The sequence below is a fragment of the Prosthecochloris sp. genome (assembly GCA_015482705.2).
Classification (GTDB): domain Bacteria; phylum Bacteroidota; class Chlorobiia; order Chlorobiales; family Chlorobiaceae; genus Prosthecochloris.
In genome coordinates, this window is record JADMLA020000023.1 from 25,531 (window position 1) to 44,771 (window position 19,241).

Sequence of the window (19,241 nt, forward strand, 5' to 3'; positions counted from 1 at the left end):
AACCTTTTCATGTATCCCTTTCAGGACATACCGCTTTTCTTTTTTCGACTTCCTCCAACCTTTTCTCACAATGTTGAAAAGGCTTGCTCAAAATCACTCTTTATATCATCGATATGCTCGATACCGACCGAAACCCTGACCATATCCCTGCCGACTCCGGCAGCAGCCTGTTCCTCCTGGCTGAGCTGCTGATGTGTCGTCGATGCAGGATGAATAACCAATGTTTTTGCATCACCGACATTGGCAAGGTGACTGGCGAGTGTAACACTGTCGATGAACTCGATGGCTCCTTCATATCCCTTTTCAACACCGAACGTCAGAACACAACCAAAACCATTGGCAAGATATCTTTTTGCATTTTCATGCGTTGGATGATCGGGAAGACCTGGATAGTTTACCCAGGAAACTGCCGGATGTTCCAGTAACCAGAGAGCGAGAGCCAAGGTGTTATCGGCATGGCGCTGTGCCCTGAGCGACAGGGTTTCGAGTCCCTGAAGCAGAAGAAACGAATTGAACGGGCTGATAGCCGGCCCGAAATCCCGCAACCCTTCGACTCTCGCCCTGATGATAAAAGCAAGCTCACCGAATGTTTCGTGAAACTTGAGACCGTGATAACCTGGTGAAGGCTCTGTAAAAAAAGGAAACTTTCCATTGCTCCAGTCGAAAGCCCCTGCATCGACGATGACCCCACCCATGGAAGTACCATGCCCGCCAATCCATTTCGTTGCAGAACCAACCACGATATCGGCGCCGTGATCGAGAGGTCTGCAGAGATAGCCGGCACAACCGAACGTGTTATCGACAATCAAAGGAATACCGTTTGTATGTGCGACATGTGCAACCGCTTCGAAATCAGGGACATGAAAAGCGGGATTCCCTATCGATTCGAGATAGATGGCTTTTGTCGTTTCATCGATCAGACCTTCGAACGTTTCCGGCTGAAGATCCTCTGCAAACCTGACATCGATCCCAAGTCGTGAAAAAGACACCTTGAACTGATTGTACGTCCCACCGTACAGAAAACTGGAAGATACGATTGAATCACCGGCTTCACAGATATTGCTCAATGCTATGAACTGCGCTGAATGACCACTCGCAACGACAAGCGCCGCTTTACCTCCCTCGAGCGCAGCAAGTCGTTTTTCAAGCACATCCGTAGTGGGATTCATGAGTCGGGTATAGATATTGCCGAACTCCTTGAGCGCAAACAGATTCGCCCCGTGCTCCGGACTGTCGAACACGTACGATGTTGTTTGATAGATTGGAACTGCACAGGAGTTCGTTGCCGGGTCTGGCTCCTGTCCTGCATGAACCTGGAGTGTTTCAAACCGGTAGGAGGAATATGGCTGATTCATGATAGACGCTAATAGATGATTTCATGCAATCATCCTCTAAGCTGGAATCAGAAAGAGAAATTAGAACGAAGATTGGAAAATGGTATGAATACACAGCATGTACATACGATCATCTTCCCCGCACTCTCTGTCCGGGATGGATTTGGCACCAATCACTAACGACGGTTGCCAAGGCTTCTCAGGGCCAGTCCCTCCACCTTTCTGGATGATAGCTTATAAACTCGTAGAGAAAGAACTACTCTGGTTGGTCTCAATCTACAACAGAGAATATTATTTTACAAACCGCCTGTACCTCGAATAAATTGTTTTATTGTACGTATGCTCGTTATTTCGGAGCAATGTGAAACTACCATTTCATGAATCTGTCACTTTTTCATGCAAGCAAGAGAGATAGCACTCCTGGCATTACAGGAAACGGAAAAAAACAACATCAAGTCCGAACAGTCACTCCATCGGTTGCTTGATAAACACAACCCCGACAAAAACGACCGGTCTCTTGCCACAGAACTCGTCAACGGTACTCTGCGTTTCAGGTTGAAACTCGATTTCATGATAAGCCTTCACTATCATCATGATTTCAAGAAAGCTGCCCCGGTACTGCAGAACATTTTGCGCCTCGGCACCTACCAGTTGCTGTTCCTCGATAAAATACCTGGCTGGGCCGCTGTCGACGAATGCGTCAAACTCGCAAGAAAATACAAAGGGCGGCACATCAGCGGAATCGTTAACGGAGTGCTCCGCAAAATCGCATCCGAACCAGCTTCGACCTTCAATGAAACGCTCGAAAAAATGCCGCTTTCTAAACGGCTTTCGATAGAACAGTCGCATACGCAATGGCTTGTCGAACGATGGTTGGACACATACGGTGAAGAGCAAACAATATCGATGCTTCGCTGCAATAATGCATCGCCTCTGACGGCACTACGCATCAATACGTTGAAAACCTCCCCTGAAACCATGTTTGCCGCTTTGAAAGATGCATCGGTTGCTTTCAGCACTTGCATGCAAAAGCGGTTCATCCTCACAAGAGATTTCGATGCGTGTAAGCCTTTCATCCACCTTGGGCTGCTGACTGTGCAGAACCCGACACAGGCTATCCCCTGCCTGCTGCTGGGCCCCTTGCCTGGAGATACCGTACTGGATATGTGCGCCGCTCCGGGAGGAAAAACCACGTTCCTCGCTGAAATGATGCAGAACAAAGGTACCCTGATCGCAGTGGACCGCTACCCCAACAAGTGTAGAAAAATCATACAACGAGCCAATACGCTCGACATAACGATCATACGAACTGTTGTTGCGGACGCAAGGACAATTCGCCCGGAAAAACCTCCGAATGCGGTACTCCTCGATGCTCCATGTACGGGAACCGGTGTTCTGGGAAAAAAAACGGAACTTCGCTGGAGAATGTCACCCGAAAAGCTCAAGGAGCTGACGCTCCTGCAGTCGGAACTGCTGGACCATGCTGCAGATATACTGAAGCCAGGAGGAGTTCTGGTGTATGCCACATGTTCCGTGGAACCCGAGGAAAACGCTCTTCAGATAGAACGCTTCCTGAAAAGCCATCCTGACTTTTCAAGAGAATCGCCGCCAGAAACGTTTCAGGCTATCTTCCGCGAGCAGAAAACTGCTCACCCCGGTTCCTTTCTGACCCTACCGGGACAGCACGAAGGCTTTGATGGCGGCTTTGCACAACGCTTGAGAAAGAAACGTTGAAGTGTCGAGTCCGAAATGCCGGGACCGTTGAACAGCAAGAGCATAACAGCTTTTGCTTGTATGAGCACAAAGAATCGACATAAAACATGGTATGCTTTCTTTACTTCTGAATTTTGACTTCACCCGTAATGCAAGCCTTGAAAGAACCATACAGCAGTCATCTTGAAAGCTTTGTCAACTACCTGACGCTCGAAAGAAATTTTTCTCAACACACGATAGCATCTTACGTTAACGATCTGTACCGCTACCTTCTGTATGCAGAGGCCATCAAAAAAACGATTGCAGAAATCACCCTTACCCACATACAATCTTTCATTGTCGAGCTTCACGATGCAGGACTGGAAGCGCGTTCAGTGGCAAGAAACATTTCCGCCATCCGCTCTTTCCACAAGTTCCTCGTACGCGAAAACATCATCGAAATCAACGCAACGGAAAACCTTCATCAACCAAAACCCGCTCAGCATCTGCCGACAGTATTGACTGTTGACGAAGTTTTCAGGCTCATCAATGCTCCGATGCAGGAAGATCCTCCCGGAAAATACCGTTTACGGGACAAGGCATTGCTCGAGTTTCTCTATGCAACCGGCGTTCGTGTAAGCGAACTGGTCAACCTGCAGCAAAGCAATTGTTATCTCGACGCCGGTTTTGCCCGAATTTTCGGTAAAGGGTCAAAGGAACGCCTCGTTCCGGTCGGCCGTAGCGCAACCGAGTGGGTAAGACGTTATCAGCAGGATTTGCGGTTGAATATCTCAAAACCGGAGTCCGGAGATTATCTGTTTCTCAATGCTCGGGGTAAACAGCTCTCCCGAATGTCGGCTTACACCATTGTTCGCCGATACAGCGCAGTTGCTGCGATCACAAAAAAAATAAGCCCACACACGCTTCGCCACACCTTTGCCACACACCTGCTGGAAGGTGGTGCAGACCTTCGGGCTGTCCAGGAAATGCTCGGTCACAGTTCCATCATCGCCACACAGATCTATACCCATATCGACCGCTCTTTCGTCAAGGAAGTGCATAAAACCTTTCATCCCAGAGGATAGGCGCACAGCAAATTCTCTGCAAGTCGTCTTTTTTCAACGAGAAAGCACTCATTCAGTTCTGCCGTTCCATTTCTCCAAGCAACTCAACTGCCTTGGACTTTCCGAGCTGTGCTGCATCCCGGATATCTTTCAAGGCACCCGTGGTATCTTCCATCGCAAGTCTCGCAAGCCCTCTACGGTAGAACGCCTTGGCATAATCATCCCTGATCTCGACCGCCTTGGTATAATCCGCTACCGCCTCGCTGTAACGCCCTAGTTTATAGTAGGTTTTCCCTCTTCGGTAATATGCCTTGTGATAATCGTTCTTAAGAGAAACAGCTCGGTTGAAACTTTCGAGTGCTTCAGAATATTTTTCGAGTTTGTACAATGCTTTTGCACGATGGTAATTCGCTTTTGCATTTCGAGAATCGGCTTTGATGGCACGATTGAAACTCTCGAGAGCCTGGTGATACTCTTCCTGGTCATAGCGCTCTCTACCTTGCTCAATCAGTGTTTCGGCTGATTCGGCAAAAACCGGACCAGAGAGAAAAAGAAGGAACAACACGGAAACAATTAAAGCACGCATGACCGATATCTCCTTTTACGATTGATTGCAAAACCGCTATAACCGCACTGTTTCTCCTGGCTCTGGTACACGTGCCCGCAAACCAAGTTCGCTTCGCAACAATGCACTGAAATGTTGTTTTACCTGTTGCTCCCCATGGACGACAAAGACGTGTGGAGCCGTAACGAATCCTTTCAACCAGCGAAACAGATCACGTTGGTCTGCATGGGCGGAAAGTCCCCCGACCGTATGAAGAGCAGCTTCAACCCTGAACGTTTCGCCGCGAATACGAACTGTCTCAGCTCTCTCGACAAGCTCCCTGCCAAGCGTACCGGCAGCCTGATAGCCCGTGATGAGAACATGACATTCAGGACGGCCGATATTGTGCTTGAGATGGTAAATGATTCTTCCACCGTTACACATACCACTCCCGGCAATGATAATCGCTCCATGCTCTATTGCATTGATTTCCTTGGATTCACTCGAGTGACGGGTAAAACGGAGATTACGGGGTTTCGGCATCTCGTGAATTCGACGGCGAAACTTGGTGGCTTCTTCGTCGTACAGCTCAGGATAGTCCCAGTATATTCGGCTGGCTTCGATAGCCATTGGGCTGTCGAGAAAAATCTGCCACCGCTCCAACCCCCACTCTTTGCCGTATTTTCCGAACAGATACAACAGTTCCTGGCTCCTCCCGATTGAAAATGCCGGAACCAGAATATTTCCCTTTTCATGGGAGGCACTGCCGATAATCCCGGCAAGCTCCTGCAAGGTTTGCTCTTTTTCTTTGTGAAGCCTGTCTCCATAGGTGCTTTCGACAATAACCGCATCAGCATCGGCTATTTCAGACGGATCATGGAGAATAGGCGTATCGTACTGACCAACATCACCGCTGAAAACCACTTTTTTCGTCCTGCCGTTTTCGGAAAGCCAGAGTTCGACCATTGCTGAACCAAGAATATGACCGGCATCCTGAAACCGCAGCACCACACCGGGCAAGATCTCTTTTTTCACCCCGTATCTCAACCCCTGCATCACATTTATCGTTTCGACAACATCTTCTACGCTGTAAAGAGGATCGATAAGCGGCTGCTTTTTTTTCTGCCTGATTCTGTTTTCATAATCCGTATCCCGTTCGTTGAGCCTGGCCGAGTCCTGTAAGAGAACAAGAGCGAGATCTCTGGTGGCAGGATGGGTGTAAACCGGCCCCCTGAACCCCCTTTTCACAAGTAACGGTAATCTTCCGGAGTGGTCGATGTGACCATGGCTCAGCACCACGGCATCTATCGCCCTGGGATCAAAAGGAAAATCCTCTCTGTTCAAGGCTTCTTCTTCAGGCAGACCCTGAACAAGGCCACAATCGAGAAGAATCCGGCGGCCGTTTATCCTCACGATATGACAGGAACCCGTAATTCTGCCGGTAGCTCCGTAAAACTCTATTTCCATGATTGCCGCTTTCGGTCAACCGTTTTTCAAAACAATATCATCCACGTCCACCCCGAGATGCGATGCGATCACGGGACACTTCGCCCGCAGCATGAAAAAAATATTTTCTCCTTTCCCGGAAAGCGCCTCATAGTTCCCTTGCCCTTTACTGATGATCAGGTCCGCAGAATGAAACAAGTCAAGGAACCTTTTGTTACAGCGATCCAGCAATGTTCCAGGTGCCGTCGAACCTGACGAAATGATTTCGGCTTCGCCTTCTATACCTGAAAGAAGCGCATCTTCCATAGTCACGTCATTGATCACCGGAACTTCACGCACCACGTAAATCACCGGTTTATCGAGCACTTGTATCAGCAGTCTGTCGAAAACAGATTCTCCGGCATTATCCCCTATATACAAGACAAATGAAGTACGCTTCAGTTTCTCGATAAAAGCTGCAAAGTCACAGATTGCAAAATCCTGCCGCATACACTGTTCGACCATAGCAGCAATATTAAAGTTCCGATTGACACCATGGTCAATGATGTTACCGGCTATTGCCATCCGAATTGCCGCCATCAGCCTGTTCGACGAGTTTTCCACCTTTTTTTTCACCTCCGGATATAGCTCCAGGGCTTCCCGAATATTCTTTTTTTTTACGTTGAGAAAGGGATCGTCTACACCGGTCAGTCGGCGTACCTCTTTATATATCCTGTCGCCGATTTCAGGAGGAGTCATATCAAAAGATATCTCGCGCACCATTTCACCTGTAACAGCAAGCAAATCCTTGAGGGTTTTCTCATCTTCAGTTGCGAAACGTCCGGCTTTCAAGGCCTGGTTCATAAAACAAGGGATACAATCGAGAAATGTTTTCATGGTAATACAGAAGAATCTGAACAGTGGCGGGCCTTGTGACTCTCCAATTCAATTTTCAAGGCGGCCAGGGTTCTGTTGACATCGAGAAGAAAAAACAGCAGGGAGCAAATCAGGCAGACCATGCTGGAAATAAACAAAAAAGAAAGCAGTAACGGCAGATCGAGCGAAACGAGCGGTGAAAGAAACAGAACGATCACAAGGAGGGAAGCGAAAAGGCAGCTGAAGGATGCAAGCATAATCGCCAACCGGATGAGTCGTGCTCTCGCCCAAAGGATATCGATTTCCATGGAAGCCCTTTTCCTGAGAGCAGCTTCAGGAGCATCGAGATCGCAGGACAAAGACCGGGAGCGATCGATTATTCTTCCAAGCCGGTTGGTCATGGTCAGCAACAGCAGCCCCAGTCCGGATATGAGAATAACCGGTCCAATCGCTGTTTGGATAATCGGAACAAGGAGTTCAACAGACTGTAACGACATAAGGATCCTAACGCTTCATAACTTTGAATATCACTCCTTCAATCGAACGAACACTTTTCCTTCTCTAATGGCCAACGTATCGATACCACCTGAAAAACCTCTCCAGAAACCGTACTCCTCGGCAAGATCCACATTCTTGATACCTCCCAGCCATGCATTCGGCAACGGCACCCCCATAAGACTTATCCCTTTGAGCTTCACAACCGGCCTGCCTTCTCGAAAAGCGAACTCGAGGCCGGCGCGTACCCTGATTGTCTTGCCACCGAGAATTGGAAAATCAGGATCGACCGGCACCAATAGTTTCGCGCTGATAAGATCTCTGGAAAGATCGATAGCCGCTTTTTGGGCGAGTTCGGTATTGTTGGCCAGAAGAGCATTCAGTTCTCGCTCCGAGAGGTAGATTTCACGACTGCCTTCCTCTTCACTGTAGGGTTCAGGTTTGAGCAATCCGTCAGCAGTCAGTTCCTCATCCTTTACAGCGCCAAACATATCTTCAAGCGATAAACCACTCGCCTGCTCTATTTTATCGAGTTTTCCGGCAAGCTGTAGCTTTTCACGCTCACTGAGCTCGACCGGTGCAAACGGTGCGGGAAAAAAGAAAAAACGTAAAGCCAGCAGCGTTATCGCAACCGTAACAAAAAAAATTCCGAGACCAATGGCAAATACCTGGGAATTGCTGAATCTTTTCGAGGAGTTCTCGGTAACATCTTTTCGTGTATCCATAACCGAAACCTGTAAAAGAGATTTTTATACCGTAGGCTCTTGTACAAAATAATACAGATTCGGTTTATCGTGCAAAAAACCTTCTCCGCAGCACTATCAACCTCTTTTACCTTTGACTCTGGATATACGTTTGGTCCGCTTTTTCGGTTTCCGCTTGTCTTTTACGGAAAGCTTTCTCCGGCCGCCAAAATCTTTTGAAAGCCTCGATGCACGGAGCTGCTGACCGCATACCCACGCTTTACCGAGTTCTCTCAAGACATCCTTCGGCATGCCTTCAGGGAGTTCAACCGTGCTGTAATCATCAAAGATGCTGATCCGTCCTACCGCTTCACTGTCGACACCGATTTCATTGATGATCGCACCGGCGATGTTCCCCGGTTTCACCCCATGTTTCTCACCCACCTCCAAACGGTACCGCTCATAATCGATAGCCTCGTAAAGCGGATCTTTTTCCCGCTGAAAACGCTTGTTACCGGTATCTACGGAAGAGATTCCACCCTTTTTCTGCCGCGAAGGCTTTTGCGGTTTTGCCGATATGAGCAAGGGGCTGTCTCCCTGATAGAGACTTGCCAGAGCAGAAGCCGCATCGATAGCTGTCACTTCGTGCTCATAGCAATATGACTCGACAAGATCACGGAAAAAACCGAGATCTGCCGTCGAAAGCGTATCGCTGATCTGCTGCTTGAAACGTGCTATACGTTTGTCGTTGATACTTTCGGTCGATGGCAACTCCATCCTTTCGATACGTTTCCTGATGGCTTTTTCAATCGTTCGCAACATCGATGTTTCACGAGGGGTAACGAAAAGAATCGCTTCACCGCTTCGCCCTGCACGGCCGGTTCGACCTATACGGTGGACATAGCTTTCCGTATCGGTCGGAATATCATAATTGATGACATGGCTTATTCTCTCGACATCGAGACCTCTTGCGGCCACATCTGTTGCAACGAGTATGTTATACTCGCCATCCTTGAATTGTCCGATGGTTTTTTCACGATGCTTCTGAACCATATCACCGTTGAGTGCCGCAGCAGCATACCCTCTCGCCCTCAGCTTTTCTGACAACTCGAGTGTGGCGGTCTTTGTACGAACAAAAAGTATTATACCGTCGAAATGCTCGATCTCGAGAATACGGGTTAGTGCATCGAGCTTGTGCTGACCTGAAACAGGAAGAAATCGCTGTGTTATCGTTTCGACCGTAGAACTCTTCGCCTTGATCGCGATTTCCGAAACGTCACGAAGGTATTTCTTCGAAATACGACGAATTTCAGCAGGCATGGTTGCCGAAAACAGCGCCACCTGCCGTGTGGCGGGTGTCTTGTCGAGAATCCACTCGACGTCGTCTACAAAACCCATGCGAAGCATCTCGTCAGCCTCGTCGAGCACGAGGGTTCTCAGCCTGTCAAGAACAAGAGTTTTTCTCCTGATATGGTCCATAACCCTTCCCGGTGTCCCGACCACGACATGCACTCCCCGTTTCAGCCGCCGAAGCTGACCACTGTAGTCCTGTCCTCCGTAAATCGGGAGAACATGGAAATCATCCATACAGGCTGCGTATCGCTGAAAGGCTTCGGCAACCTGTATCGCAAGCTCTCGTGTCGGGGTGAGCACCAGCACTTGAGGTTCAGCTTTGGACAGATCGACTGTCGAAAGCAACGGCAATGCAAATGCAGCCGTTTTCCCGGTACCGGTCTGAGCCTGGCCGAGAATATCTCCCCCTTCGAGAATAATTGGAATGGTTTGAAGCTGAATGGGGGTAGGTGTTTCGTAACCCACAGCATCGAGAGCCCCGAGAACCTGATCTGAAAGCCCAAGGTCTCTGAACCCGGTTGGCGGAACATGTTTTTTCGTCATTAAAATCTATCTCCTGGTATGAGGACAACCTGAAAAACAGCAATGCGACAGGGTAATACCGGTAACAGGAGCTTTTTCGTAATGTCCGCAAGTTGATGTAAAATATCAGGAAGGCGTCTATGAGAAAGGTTTCTCGTCGCTCTGCTTCCCTTTTTCTCCATCACTGATACTCGAGATTTCATCGGTATTGTCTTGAGCACAGCGACCGAGACACTGCTTATTGTACGAATTAATCATACAAAACACTAACAGGTCACTCTATTCATTTCAAACCATCATCCCTATGCTATGCCTCATCGCTTTGGGTGTCGGCATTGTCAGGTTTTTTCTTCTCTTCATTACGAACAATAAAAACACCCTCTTCGTCAAATCGCTTTATGATATCATCTATCTTGCTTTCGGTGCCGTTGAACTTGCTTTCGACACCCTTGATCCTGTTTTCCAATGCATCGAACTTTTCCCTAAATGCATCTATCTGTCCTGAAAGCGCGCTCTGCAATTCGGTGATACGGCTCTTTTCCTTGCTTAAAGCGAGTTCACGCGCCTCTTCGAGCGACTTGCTGCATTTACGAGCTTCGAACATTGAAGCGACTTCCAACCTTCCGATAAAAAGGAGGTAAATAACGCTTAAAATCCCAACCGTACCCAGCATGATAAATCCCAGAGGGGCTTCGACGGTGAAAAAAATGAAATTGATGCTGTCCTGCCGAGCGAAAAGGTCCCAGTTTATTGCGGCAAACAAGACCACGACAAACAAGACCAGTGCCAAAATGACCGTATGCAGTTTCATGGGGTATATCCTCCTTGTTTTTTCGAGCTTGGTGTTCAGGAGAGGCTGATTCGGCAATATACATAGGGTTTTTCACTTGCAGCAGATTTCCCGCACCACCTGTAATATACGTTTTTATTCCGCTCCGAGTTCAACCTCACACAAGACCCGGTACTCAGCTCCAAGAGGACGCAGTATCGACTCGTAGAGGCGAACAGAATGAAACGTAACCTTCCAGTCTATGATTTCGGGAACCAGATATATCTTCTGGTTTTTTTTTATCCTGGCAAGGGTGACATGCAGCAGAAAAGCCCTTTCCAGCTGGCTGAAACTCGGTTCGACAAGACATGAGAGTTTTTCCTGAAGTTTACCCAAACCATCATGAACGCCACCCGATGCCCAGATCAGACGGGGTTTCCTGAGCGTCGGCCCGACCGATATTGTACTGAAACACACATCGAAAGCCTTGAAGGCATCGAGAAGGTCGTGCAGTTTTCCGAAAATCCCCTCTACATCATCACAATACCAGGGGGGTAACAGGGTAACATGGAGAGTATCCAGGGGAACCCAGCGAACCGGAAGCTTGCAATGGGCATCCCTGAAAGTAGAGGCTCTCGACTGAAGCTCATCGTCAGCAGGCATTGCGATAAAAACCCTTTTTTTCATATTCAGATATCAAGAACAGGTTTTGCAAGCCGAATCCCTTTTCCTGTTTGCCCGGCATAAGCTTCGTTCAGGGCAACGGCATTCATCGATTCAGCGAAAAGACCGGGAAAAGATTGCACGGCTTACCTCCAGCCGGATATCTGCGACGTGTTCATGGAACATGTAGGACACAGTATGGTACAGGCTTTGAAATTCCGGTTTATAGTGATACCTAAATTTATCGATTGTCGATCATGCAGAAGATGCAAGACGGAAGAAATGACACTGTATCCCGACCAGTCGGGACGCAAGTCACCTGTAACGAATCAGGTTCGGTATGACCGACAATCCCGAAGGATTTTAACAAATACGGTTCTTTAACACTTTTCGAACAGTATATAAGACTGTTTTCAATAAACTTGCTATTATTGAGCATCCCGACGAGTCGGGACGCTCAGTTTAGGTAATACCAAAGAGATCGTTCTCCATCAGAGCTAACATGACCATGGCACCGCAGCTATTTCTCTACAACACAATAGTACCGTTTTTAGCAGGATCTCTGAAATTATTCAGCAGGGCATTGCCGAAACTGCAGACTTTTTTCTTCGTGAGGAAAAACCTTTTCACAGAACTTGAAGCAGCAGCGAATACGACAGACCCGAGCCCCAGAATTTGGATACATGCGGCTTCTGCCGGAGAGTTCGAGCAGGCTCGACCGATCATAGCCGAAGTAAAAAGAGCCCGTCCGGATACGCTGATATTCATATCGTTTCAATCCGACTCGGGTTACACCGTCTATAAAAACTACCCTGATGCCAAAGCAGTGTTTTATCATCCGGTCGATACAAAGAAAAATGCAGAGCGAACCGTTGCACTGATCAGGCCGGATGTACTCGTGGTAATGCGATACGATCTCTGGCCGAACCATCTTCATGTGTCAAAACGGCATGGAGCGACCCTTATTCTTGCCGCCGCTGTTCTTCAGGAGCATTCAAACTACTTCAAACCCTTCATCCGTCAGTTTTATCGTTATGTTTTCTCCCTTTTCGACACGATCTACACGGTCTCGGATGAAGACCGTACACGGTTCACGGAAACGTTCGGGAAAGATAGTGCCGTCACCGCGGGTGATCCCAGGTTCGACCAGGTACTGTTACGAAGCCGTAACACGGACAGAATCAGCCATCTGAAAAAGCTTTATGCGGAAAAGACGCTTCTAGTTGCCGGAAGCTCCTGGGAAAAAGATGAAAACCTGCTTCTTCCCGCTTGTGTATCGCTGGCAGAACATCTCAGTATGATCATCGCCCCCCATGATGTATCCGAAAACAATATCATCCGCCTCGAAAGCGACCTTGACTCCGCCGGGCTTCCTTTTACCCGATTTTCTTCGCTACCCGACAATTTTACTGCAGATCGTATTCTCATCATCGACAGTATCGGCTTGCTCGCCGAACTCTACGCTCTTGCGAAAATCGCCTACGTCGGCGGCGGGTTCGGCATCAATGTCCACAACACCCTTGAACCTGCCGTATACGGTATTCCCGTCCTTTTCGGCCCGAAGCACCACAATTCTCCCGAAGCTGAAGCGTTGGTAGCGACAGGGGGCGCAACGGAAGTCCTTGACGCACCGTCTCTTCTCGAAACATTACAGAAACTCGTCGACAATCCCTTGAAAAGAGCGGAACAGGGCACTATAGCCGGAAACTACGTTCGAAACCGACTCGGCGCCTCACAAACAGTCGCCCAAAAGATCCTCGACACGCTCGACAGTCTTACAAAGTGAATGCTTATATTCCATTATCCGATCGCATCAGCAGGTACATATAACTGATAACCGATAGAAAGAAAATCTGTTATAGTTCGTTTTCTGTGCTCATGTTTTCGGACCGTTTCATTCAGTTTCCACAAGCTTAAACTCCTGATTATTATGTTAGCGCGAATGCAAAGCTTTTATTTTCTTACAGCTGCTCTTTTCGCTTTTTCAAGTTCGTTTTTCCCTTTCTGGTATTTTGCCGCGGAAACACCGCTCTTTTTACTGGATTTCAGACCACTTGCCGATGCAGGTGTCATTCACGTATTCAGCCTTTATGTTTCAAGTATCGTTTCTCCCGTCACCGGTATAGTATCGATTGCCGCCATTTTTTTATACAAAAACAGGAGCCTTCAAAGCACACTGATAGTTGTACTGATTCTGCTTTTCCTTGTCGATCTACTTTCCGGCCTTACCGCAGCGCATTTCATGAACCAGAAGCTCGGCCTGAGTTTCGGTTCAGGTATCGAACACTCTCCCGGAGCCGGATTTTTTGTTCTTCTTCCTGAGCCATTGTTATTCTGGCTTGCGATGAAGGGAGTGAAAAAAGATGAGAAAATCGTCAACGCCTATAAACGCTTGTAACGATGTTTACCGCATGGACAATCGGTGACATTCACGGGATAGGTCCTGAAATCATTCTGAAAAGTTTTCAGGAGATCGATCACAGCTCGTGTAAACCGCTCGTGTTCGGTTCCGCGGAGGCACTGCGGTATTATAACCGGCAACTTGGTCTCGCAGTGAAAATAGCCGAGTTCAAATCATACCGGGATCTGGTTAATGCGCCAAAAATTCCTGACGATGTGCTCCCGTTGATCAGCGTAGCCGAACCCGTAAATCCCATAAAACCGGGAGCGATTTCATCCGAAGCCGGACATATTGCGATGAAATCCATAGAGACAGCCGCCAGCTTATGTCTCGAAGGGAAAAGCCGGGCCATGGTAACCGCCCCGATCCACAAGGAAGCGATTGCTGAAGCAGGGTATGCCAATACCGGGCATACCGACTTTCTTGCCGAGTTCTGTAACACCCCGAATCCGATAATGCTCTTCCATGACCGGACATCACTGCTTACCGTTGCGCTTGCAACCATTCATGTACCGCTCTTGTCCGTACCCGGACTCGTGCGCTCGATGGATCTCGAAAGCTTTCTGCTCAGGCTGTCGCGTTCTCTGCACACGGATTTCAATATTGCTTCTCCCCGGATAGCGGTTCTCGGCCTCAACCCACATGCCTCGGACGGTGGAGTCATGGGCACTGAAGAAGAAACGGTTCTTTCCCCCTGCATCAACAGACTCGCCGAAAAAGAATGCATCGAGGGACCGTTTCCTGCCGACGGTTTTTTCGGAGCAGGCATGTACTGTAAATACGATGCTGTCGTTGCGATGTATCATGACCAGGGGCTGCTGCCTTTCAAGGTTCTCTCATTTGAAACCGGTATCAATGTCACTACCGGACTTCCCATCGTACGTACCTCCCCTGACCATGGAACGGGTTTTGACATAGCCGGACTTGGTAAAGCATCGCCGAGAAGCTTTACCGAAGCAGCCGTATTGGCGGAACAAATTGCGGACAACAGAGGAGAATAAGTCAAACAATCACCAACCCCGACATTTCGGAGCAAACAGATCAACAACTCAACAACTCAACAATTCAACGTACACTCATGATTTCATTTATCGACGTAGATCTGGAGCTTGGAAAAAAGCTGATCCTCAAGGATGTCAATCTTGCCATTGAACCCGGCCAGCTCGTCTATATCGTAGGGAAAAGCGGCAGCGGAAAAACAACACTGCTCAAAGCGCTGTACATGGAAATAAAACCGACGAGAGGAGAGGTCACCATCGGCGGTTATAAATCCTCCTCCATGAAAAAACGACATATCCCGCACCTTCGCCGGAAACTGGGTATCGTATTTCAGGATTTTCGGCTTCTCGAAGACCGCACGGTATTCGAAAATCTCTCGTTTGTCCTCAAGGTCACCAACACAAAAAACCGGCTCATAGAAGAAAGAGTAATGACCGCGCTGAAAGAAGTCGGTCTCGAACACGCGGCAAAAGAGATGCCGCTGAACCTTTCGGGCGGAGAACAGCAACGGGTAGCCATCGCCCGTGCACTCGTCCGTGAACCCATTGCAATTCTCGCCGACGAACCCACAGGAAATCTGGATCCAGATACATCACTCGAAATTCTTGAATATCTCAAAAAGATCAATCAGAAAGGAATCGCGGTCATCATCGCCACACACGACTACGAACTTGCGCGGCACCATCCGTCGAAAACCTGGAGAATTAACGACCAGTCTCTCCAGGAAGCCACGTTTACCAATGCAGCGAAAGGTTACAGACCGGTGTCTTCTTAGAAGCAAATTGCTCTCAATAGAGTTTTGCGGAGAAGAAGTGGTTTGTTCAGCGAGATCCACGTCCTAATGAATAAAAGCTCACTGTGACTAATTGAGGTTACGGATGTTTCTCAAGCTCCTTACGTGTTGAGAACCGAAATTAGTATGCATGTTTACTTTTTTCACTACTTTTAAAAATAACGTAGATGATACAACAATGAATGAATGGTCAAAAAGAATAACAATCAACCCTGAACAATGCGGAGGCCGTCCGTGTATCAGAGGTTTAAGAGTACGAGTGGTCGATATATTGGATTTGCTGGCTGCGGGGCTTTCTTACGACGAAATAATCGAAGAATTACCTGATATCGAAAAAGAAGACATCGTGGCTGCGCTCAAGTACGCAAGCCGTAAACTGGACCACCCTGTAATTGCAGCATGACTCTACCAACCTCCCTCCATCAATCATCTGGATTACTTGCGGTAATACTTCTCTAACCGGAAAATGAGAGACATTCTGAGCTCTTCTCTCGAAAAAGCTGTTGCATTAATCTCTTCTGGTGAACCGGTTGTTGAAATCAGCGACAAAGCTTGACATAACAATCAGGGAAAGAAAAACGATTGCCAATTCTCCGATCCCAAAAAAATTGACCGGCGCCTGAAACGAAAAAAGCCTAAAATTATTGGCCGTAACAGCGTACTTTATTATTCATTAGCATACCTGTCTATCCTGGCTTTCGGGAACATCCTATAAAAAAACCACCAAAAACAAACATCTCACGTTCAAAAATACGCCCACCACGAGCTTCGAAAAGCATGAGTCGTCTCTGTACATGAGATTATTGATCGAGTGACATAGGAAAAAAGGGGCCTAATGTGCACTACAACTGCGTGAGGAATAAGTGCTGGCTGAAAGCAATTGTCATCTGAAGCCTTCTCTGTTTAGTGCGTAGTAAAGGACATCCATTCCGTAGTAGTGCGCATTCTTCTCGTACTTCAGACCTATCTTTTCGAAAACACGTAAGGATCCCCTGTTCTGCGGGTGAGATATGCCGACGATACGTTTTAAACCTACATCATCGAATCCATACGCAATTACGGCCAAGGAAATCTCCGTGCAAAAACCCATCCCCCAGAATTGAGAAAAGTACCGATAGCCGATCTCTATCTCCTCGGTGTCCTCCAGGTTCTTGAGGAGTGTCCAGCCGATAAACTTGTCGCCGTCCTTCAGAATCGTTGGCCAGACGCCCAATCCGGGCTTCTGCGAGTAATACCGAATACATTCTTCCACCGTGGCCGCTGATCTTTCGAGGGAAACATTCTCGCGCTCAGACGCAGGTAGAAACTTCATGACTTGCAGATCACTATGTAACTCGAAGAGTTGGGAAACATCCTCCGGAGTGAACTCACGGAGGTAGAGTCGCTCTGTTTCTACGACCCTTTGCTGCACGACAGGATATCCTTCATTATGCTAAGGAGCATCCAGGTAAACGTTGCCTTTCTCATCTATTTTCCAGTACGGATTGTATGCAACTTCCCAAAGATGACCATCTGGATCGGAAAAATACCCGGAGTACCCACCCCAAAAAACGTCCTGCGCAGGCTTTATTATATGAGCCCCTGCATCTTCCGCCCGCTCGAGAACTTCGTCAACTTCTTCCTTGGATCGGGCACAATATGCAAGTGTTATCCCCGAAAATCCTGTTCGTTCATTCGGCACTTGCGCATCTTCAGCCAATGCATCCCTTGGGTAAAGCCCAAAAATCAATCCATTGAGTTGAAAGAATGTGATCTGCTCACCCGTATAACCGACAGTCCACCCCAACCCTTGCTCGTAAAACCTCTGTGAACGTTCCAAGTCGGCGACGCCGATTGTCACCACACTCATTCGTTGTTCCATACCTCAAGTCTCCTTTTTCAACCATGATTGTCGATACCATGCAGCTTTTTATTCGGAGCGTCAAGACGTCCACTGCAGCGATTGAGTGGCTGCGGTTCTTTGTTTTATCCTGACTAGGATATGACATTTCCAGTATCACCACTTCGCCATCAGCAGTAAAAGGCCCATGAACTTCGCCCGGGGGGGCTACTTGTTACAGTGATTATAGGGAAGCAAGTTAAAAGAGACAGCTTAACTATTTTTAGACTGAGTATATGTAATGGTAGAACTGTAATTATACCCTTTATCCATACCTGGAAGAGTATGTTTGCCATGAAGTGCTGATATTCCAGCATTCACAGTTAGTTGACCGCTAGGATTTGATAACTCCCATGATTCAACCTCGTCTTTATTCTCGTGGCCAGCTTTATCCGCCCCAAAGGCAAATCCCATACCATTAGCCCCAGAATATGGAATATTAAAGGCTATATTGGCTGTCTCAATAGTATTTCCTTTATCATCTACAAACTTGAGATTCATACTCCCTGTAACACCATAAAGAGCCTTTTTCTCGATAAAAGAGAAGTTTGCAACAGTAAAAGTATATTGAGGAGTATAGCCTTCAGGAGAAGTGTTTGCAAGAGCAGGAATAGTATATTCGAATCCACCTTTGCCATCAGTTGGAGCACTATTCATGTCACCATGTTTCATCTCTGGTTCACTCCAAACAATGTCATACTCAGTTCGGTTTTCAATTGAAAAGGTGTAGTTTGTTGTATGAGCAATAAATGAAAAAACACCAGCCACAACAGCTATAGTGACTACTGCAAACATACAACCATCAGCAACAGTTAGGTCAAAAGCTACATCTTTTAGAGCTGCCTCTTCTGCTTCTCTTGCTTCATCTAGCGCCTCATAAGCTCCTCGCCTCACTGCTTCATCAGATTCAGTTAATGCTTCTGCCTCTTCTGGATTAGGGAATACATCAAATTGAGCTTTATCGATCCTGGCTAATGCTTTTTGTATGCCTTTTCTTACTCCTCTTAAATAAAACCCCATAATCAATGGAGCAATCGATAGCGCACCCGCACTAATACTTGTGATTAGAGTGGCTTTATTAAAAGTCGATCCGCCAATTGAAATACTGATTGTAACCATTTTTTGTATTTTTGGCTCATCATTTTCATGAACTTTTAGCGAATAGTTTTCAGGGTTATAGGTAATTTCTAACCTTGCCTCTTTACCACCCAAATCTGCTGCAACATAGGACAATGGAATACCTGTTTCCTCATTTTTAACAGTTGACCAGTTGTCATCAGTATAGGTAGATATTACCTTTATAAATTGCATTAAGTCATTTTTTAATTTCAAGTAATCAACAACAGAGTCACCCCCATTCAACGATGAAGTTTTTAAAGCATTAGCTAACGTGGACGACGACATAATACCACTCGTGTTACTTGTTATACTTGCTCTAACGTTCTGTGTCATAACAATCTCCTTATATTGCCAGATTAGAGTTAAAAGGGGCATTATCTGCGGCATCAGGAGACACCCTAACATTATTATCTACGCTACAGATTACTCTTAATTTTAATCAAAATTTACCACATTCATACATCACACCCAAACAAACGCAGCAGAAATAGGGGACGTTGTTTATTAGCTTTAAAAGTCATCAAATTAATGAACCTTATGGCTAACGGCTTTTGCCGTCGGGAACATGCCCCTTTTACTGTATCACAAGATTTAGAGAAGATTCTGTTACAGTGAGCAACCTGCCGCTCT

At 47.3% G+C, this 19,241-nt stretch carries 19 protein-coding genes and 1 riboswitch; of the genes, 7 read left to right on the plus strand and 12 right to left on the minus strand.

Annotated elements, in window-relative coordinates; translation table 11 throughout:
• Nucleotides 1-65: 65 nt before the first annotated feature.
• The gene (locus QZ209_RS05570; protein ID WP_294345502.1) at nt 66-1,355 is read right to left on the minus strand and encodes an O-acetylhomoserine aminocarboxypropyltransferase/cysteine synthase; all 1,290 of its coding nucleotides are present in this window, start codon (nt 1,353-1,355) and stop codon (nt 66-68) included.
• Nucleotides 1,356-1,461: 106 nt separating this feature from the next.
• Nucleotides 1,462-1,567, minus strand: a riboswitch (SAM riboswitch).
• Nucleotides 1,568-1,730: 163 nt separating this feature from the next.
• Between QZ209_RS05570 and rsmB the strand changes: the two genes are divergently transcribed.
• Nucleotides 1,731-3,068, plus strand: coding sequence for a 16S rRNA (cytosine(967)-C(5))-methyltransferase RsmB (gene rsmB, locus QZ209_RS05575; RefSeq protein WP_294345504.1), 1,338 nt, complete (start codon nt 1,731-1,733; stop codon nt 3,066-3,068).
• 128 nt (nt 3,069-3,196) lie between these two features.
• Complete coding sequence (gene xerD / locus QZ209_RS05580) at nt 3,197-4,111, plus strand: site-specific tyrosine recombinase XerD (RefSeq protein WP_294345506.1); 915 nt, start codon at nt 3,197-3,199, stop codon at nt 4,109-4,111.
• A 52-nt stretch (nt 4,112-4,163) separates the two neighbouring features.
• Here the strand turns inward: xerD and QZ209_RS05585 are convergent, their stop codons facing one another.
• From QZ209_RS05585 to thpR, 8 genes are all read right to left on the minus strand, one after another.
• On the minus strand, nt 4,164-4,676 hold the full coding sequence (locus QZ209_RS05585) for a tetratricopeptide repeat protein (protein ID WP_294345508.1): 513 nt from the start codon (nt 4,674-4,676) through the stop codon (nt 4,164-4,166).
• Between the two features lie 36 nt (nt 4,677-4,712).
• Nucleotides 4,713-6,101 (minus strand): MBL fold metallo-hydrolase, encoded by a 1,389-nt coding sequence (locus tag QZ209_RS05590; protein WP_294345510.1) that lies wholly within the window; start codon nt 6,099-6,101, stop codon nt 4,713-4,715.
• A 15-nt stretch (nt 6,102-6,116) separates the two neighbouring features.
• Nucleotides 6,117-6,956: an ARMT1-like domain-containing protein gene (locus tag QZ209_RS05595; protein WP_294345512.1), complete on the minus strand. Its 840-nt coding sequence runs from the start codon at nt 6,954-6,956 to the stop codon at nt 6,117-6,119.
• On the minus strand, nt 6,953-7,432 hold the full coding sequence (locus QZ209_RS05600) for a DUF2721 domain-containing protein (RefSeq protein ID WP_294345513.1): 480 nt from the start codon (nt 7,430-7,432) through the stop codon (nt 6,953-6,955). The genes QZ209_RS05595 and QZ209_RS05600 overlap by 4 nt, the downstream gene beginning before the upstream one ends.
• 30 nt (nt 7,433-7,462) lie before the next feature.
• Nucleotides 7,463-8,155: an arginine N-succinyltransferase gene (locus QZ209_RS05605; protein ID WP_294345516.1), complete on the minus strand. Its 693-nt coding sequence runs from the start codon at nt 8,153-8,155 to the stop codon at nt 7,463-7,465.
• A gap of 96 nt (nt 8,156-8,251) precedes the next feature.
• On the minus strand, nt 8,252-10,009 hold the full coding sequence (locus QZ209_RS05610) for a DEAD/DEAH box helicase (RefSeq protein ID WP_294345518.1): 1,758 nt from the start codon (nt 10,007-10,009) through the stop codon (nt 8,252-8,254).
• Nucleotides 10,010-10,295: 286 nt separating this feature from the next.
• Nucleotides 10,296-10,799 (minus strand): hypothetical protein, encoded by a 504-nt coding sequence (locus QZ209_RS05615; protein WP_294345521.1) that lies wholly within the window; start codon nt 10,797-10,799, stop codon nt 10,296-10,298.
• 114 nt (nt 10,800-10,913) lie between these two features.
• Complete coding sequence (gene thpR / locus QZ209_RS05620; RefSeq protein ID WP_294345522.1) at nt 10,914-11,444, minus strand: RNA 2',3'-cyclic phosphodiesterase; 531 nt, start codon at nt 11,442-11,444, stop codon at nt 10,914-10,916.
• 484 nt (nt 11,445-11,928) lie between these two features.
• Between thpR and QZ209_RS05625 the strand changes: the two genes are divergently transcribed.
• From QZ209_RS05625 to QZ209_RS05645, 5 genes are all read left to right on the plus strand, one after another.
• Nucleotides 11,929-13,206, plus strand: coding sequence for a glycosyltransferase N-terminal domain-containing protein (locus tag QZ209_RS05625; protein WP_294345524.1), 1,278 nt, complete (start codon nt 11,929-11,931; stop codon nt 13,204-13,206).
• Nucleotides 13,207-13,350: 144 nt separating this feature from the next.
• Nucleotides 13,351-13,818 (plus strand): DUF4293 domain-containing protein, encoded by a 468-nt coding sequence (locus QZ209_RS05630; protein WP_294345527.1) that lies wholly within the window; start codon nt 13,351-13,353, stop codon nt 13,816-13,818.
• Nucleotides 13,819-13,820: 2 nt separating this feature from the next.
• Nucleotides 13,821-14,822, plus strand: a complete 1,002-nt coding sequence (pdxA, locus tag QZ209_RS05635) for a 4-hydroxythreonine-4-phosphate dehydrogenase PdxA (RefSeq protein ID WP_294345529.1) — start codon at nt 13,821-13,823, stop codon at nt 14,820-14,822.
• A gap of 77 nt (nt 14,823-14,899) precedes the next feature.
• Nucleotides 14,900-15,595 carry an ATP-binding cassette domain-containing protein gene (locus QZ209_RS05640; RefSeq protein WP_294345532.1) on the plus strand — a complete coding sequence of 232 codons (696 nt, stop codon included), beginning with the start codon at nt 14,900-14,902 and terminating at the stop codon, nt 15,593-15,595.
• A gap of 196 nt (nt 15,596-15,791) precedes the next feature.
• Nucleotides 15,792-16,016, plus strand: coding sequence for a DUF433 domain-containing protein (locus QZ209_RS05645; protein ID WP_366515753.1), 225 nt, complete (start codon nt 15,792-15,794; stop codon nt 16,014-16,016).
• Between the two features lie 480 nt (nt 16,017-16,496).
• Here QZ209_RS05645 and QZ209_RS05650 read toward each other — a convergent pair whose 3' ends face one another.
• The 3 genes from QZ209_RS05650 to QZ209_RS05660 all read right to left on the minus strand — a co-directional run bounded on the left by QZ209_RS05650 (nt 16,497) and on the right by QZ209_RS05660 (nt 18,944).
• The gene (locus QZ209_RS05650; RefSeq protein WP_294345537.1) at nt 16,497-17,024 is read right to left on the minus strand and encodes a GNAT family N-acetyltransferase; all 528 of its coding nucleotides are present in this window, start codon (nt 17,022-17,024) and stop codon (nt 16,497-16,499) included.
• A 21-nt stretch (nt 17,025-17,045) separates the two neighbouring features.
• Nucleotides 17,046-17,474, minus strand: a complete 429-nt coding sequence (locus QZ209_RS05655) for a VOC family protein (RefSeq protein WP_294345541.1) — start codon at nt 17,472-17,474, stop codon at nt 17,046-17,048.
• A gap of 231 nt (nt 17,475-17,705) precedes the next feature.
• A complete protein-coding gene (locus QZ209_RS05660; RefSeq protein WP_294345544.1) occupies nt 17,706-18,944 on the minus strand; it encodes a hypothetical protein in 1,239 nt (412 codons plus the stop codon).
• Nucleotides 18,945-19,241: the final 297 nt, after the last annotated feature.

Coding starts and splice junctions, on each gene's coding strand:
- rsmB (WP_294345504.1), top strand. CDS start 1,731: ATGCAAGCAAGAGAGATAGCACTCCTGGCATTACAGGAAACGGAAAAA.
- xerD (WP_294345506.1), top strand. CDS start 3,197: ATGCAAGCCTTGAAAGAACCATACAGCAGTCATCTTGAAAGCTTTGTC.
- QZ209_RS05640 (WP_294345532.1), top strand. CDS start 14,900: ATGATTTCATTTATCGACGTAGATCTGGAGCTTGGAAAAAAGCTGATC.
- QZ209_RS05585 (WP_294345508.1), bottom strand. CDS start 4,676: ATGCGTGCTTTAATTGTTTCCGTGTTGTTCCTTCTTTTTCTCTCTGGT.
- QZ209_RS05570 (WP_294345502.1), bottom strand. CDS start 1,355: ATGAATCAGCCATATTCCTCCTACCGGTTTGAAACACTCCAGGTTCAT.
- thpR (WP_294345522.1), bottom strand. CDS start 11,444: ATGAAAAAAAGGGTTTTTATCGCAATGCCTGCTGACGATGAGCTTCAG.
- QZ209_RS05600 (WP_294345513.1), bottom strand. CDS start 7,432: ATGTCGTTACAGTCTGTTGAACTCCTTGTTCCGATTATCCAAACAGCG.
- QZ209_RS05605 (WP_294345516.1), bottom strand. CDS start 8,155: ATGGATACACGAAAAGATGTTACCGAGAACTCCTCGAAAAGATTCAGC.
- QZ209_RS05660 (WP_294345544.1), bottom strand. CDS start 18,944: ATGACACAGAACGTTAGAGCAAGTATAACAAGTAACACGAGTGGTATT.
- QZ209_RS05655 (WP_294345541.1), bottom strand. CDS start 17,474: ATGGAACAACGAATGAGTGTGGTGACAATCGGCGTCGCCGACTTGGAA.
- pdxA (WP_294345529.1), top strand. CDS start 13,821: ATGTTTACCGCATGGACAATCGGTGACATTCACGGGATAGGTCCTGAA.
- QZ209_RS05630 (WP_294345527.1), top strand. CDS start 13,351: ATGTTAGCGCGAATGCAAAGCTTTTATTTTCTTACAGCTGCTCTTTTC.
- QZ209_RS05610 (WP_294345518.1), bottom strand. CDS start 10,009: ATGACGAAAAAACATGTTCCGCCAACCGGGTTCAGAGACCTTGGGCTT.
- QZ209_RS05615 (WP_294345521.1), bottom strand. CDS start 10,799: ATGAAACTGCATACGGTCATTTTGGCACTGGTCTTGTTTGTCGTGGTC.
- QZ209_RS05590 (WP_294345510.1), bottom strand. CDS start 6,101: ATGGAAATAGAGTTTTACGGAGCTACCGGCAGAATTACGGGTTCCTGT.
- QZ209_RS05625 (WP_294345524.1), top strand. CDS start 11,929: ATGGCACCGCAGCTATTTCTCTACAACACAATAGTACCGTTTTTAGCA.
- QZ209_RS05645 (WP_366515753.1), top strand. CDS start 15,792: ATGAATGAATGGTCAAAAAGAATAACAATCAACCCTGAACAATGCGGA.
- QZ209_RS05595 (WP_294345512.1), bottom strand. CDS start 6,956: ATGAAAACATTTCTCGATTGTATCCCTTGTTTTATGAACCAGGCCTTG.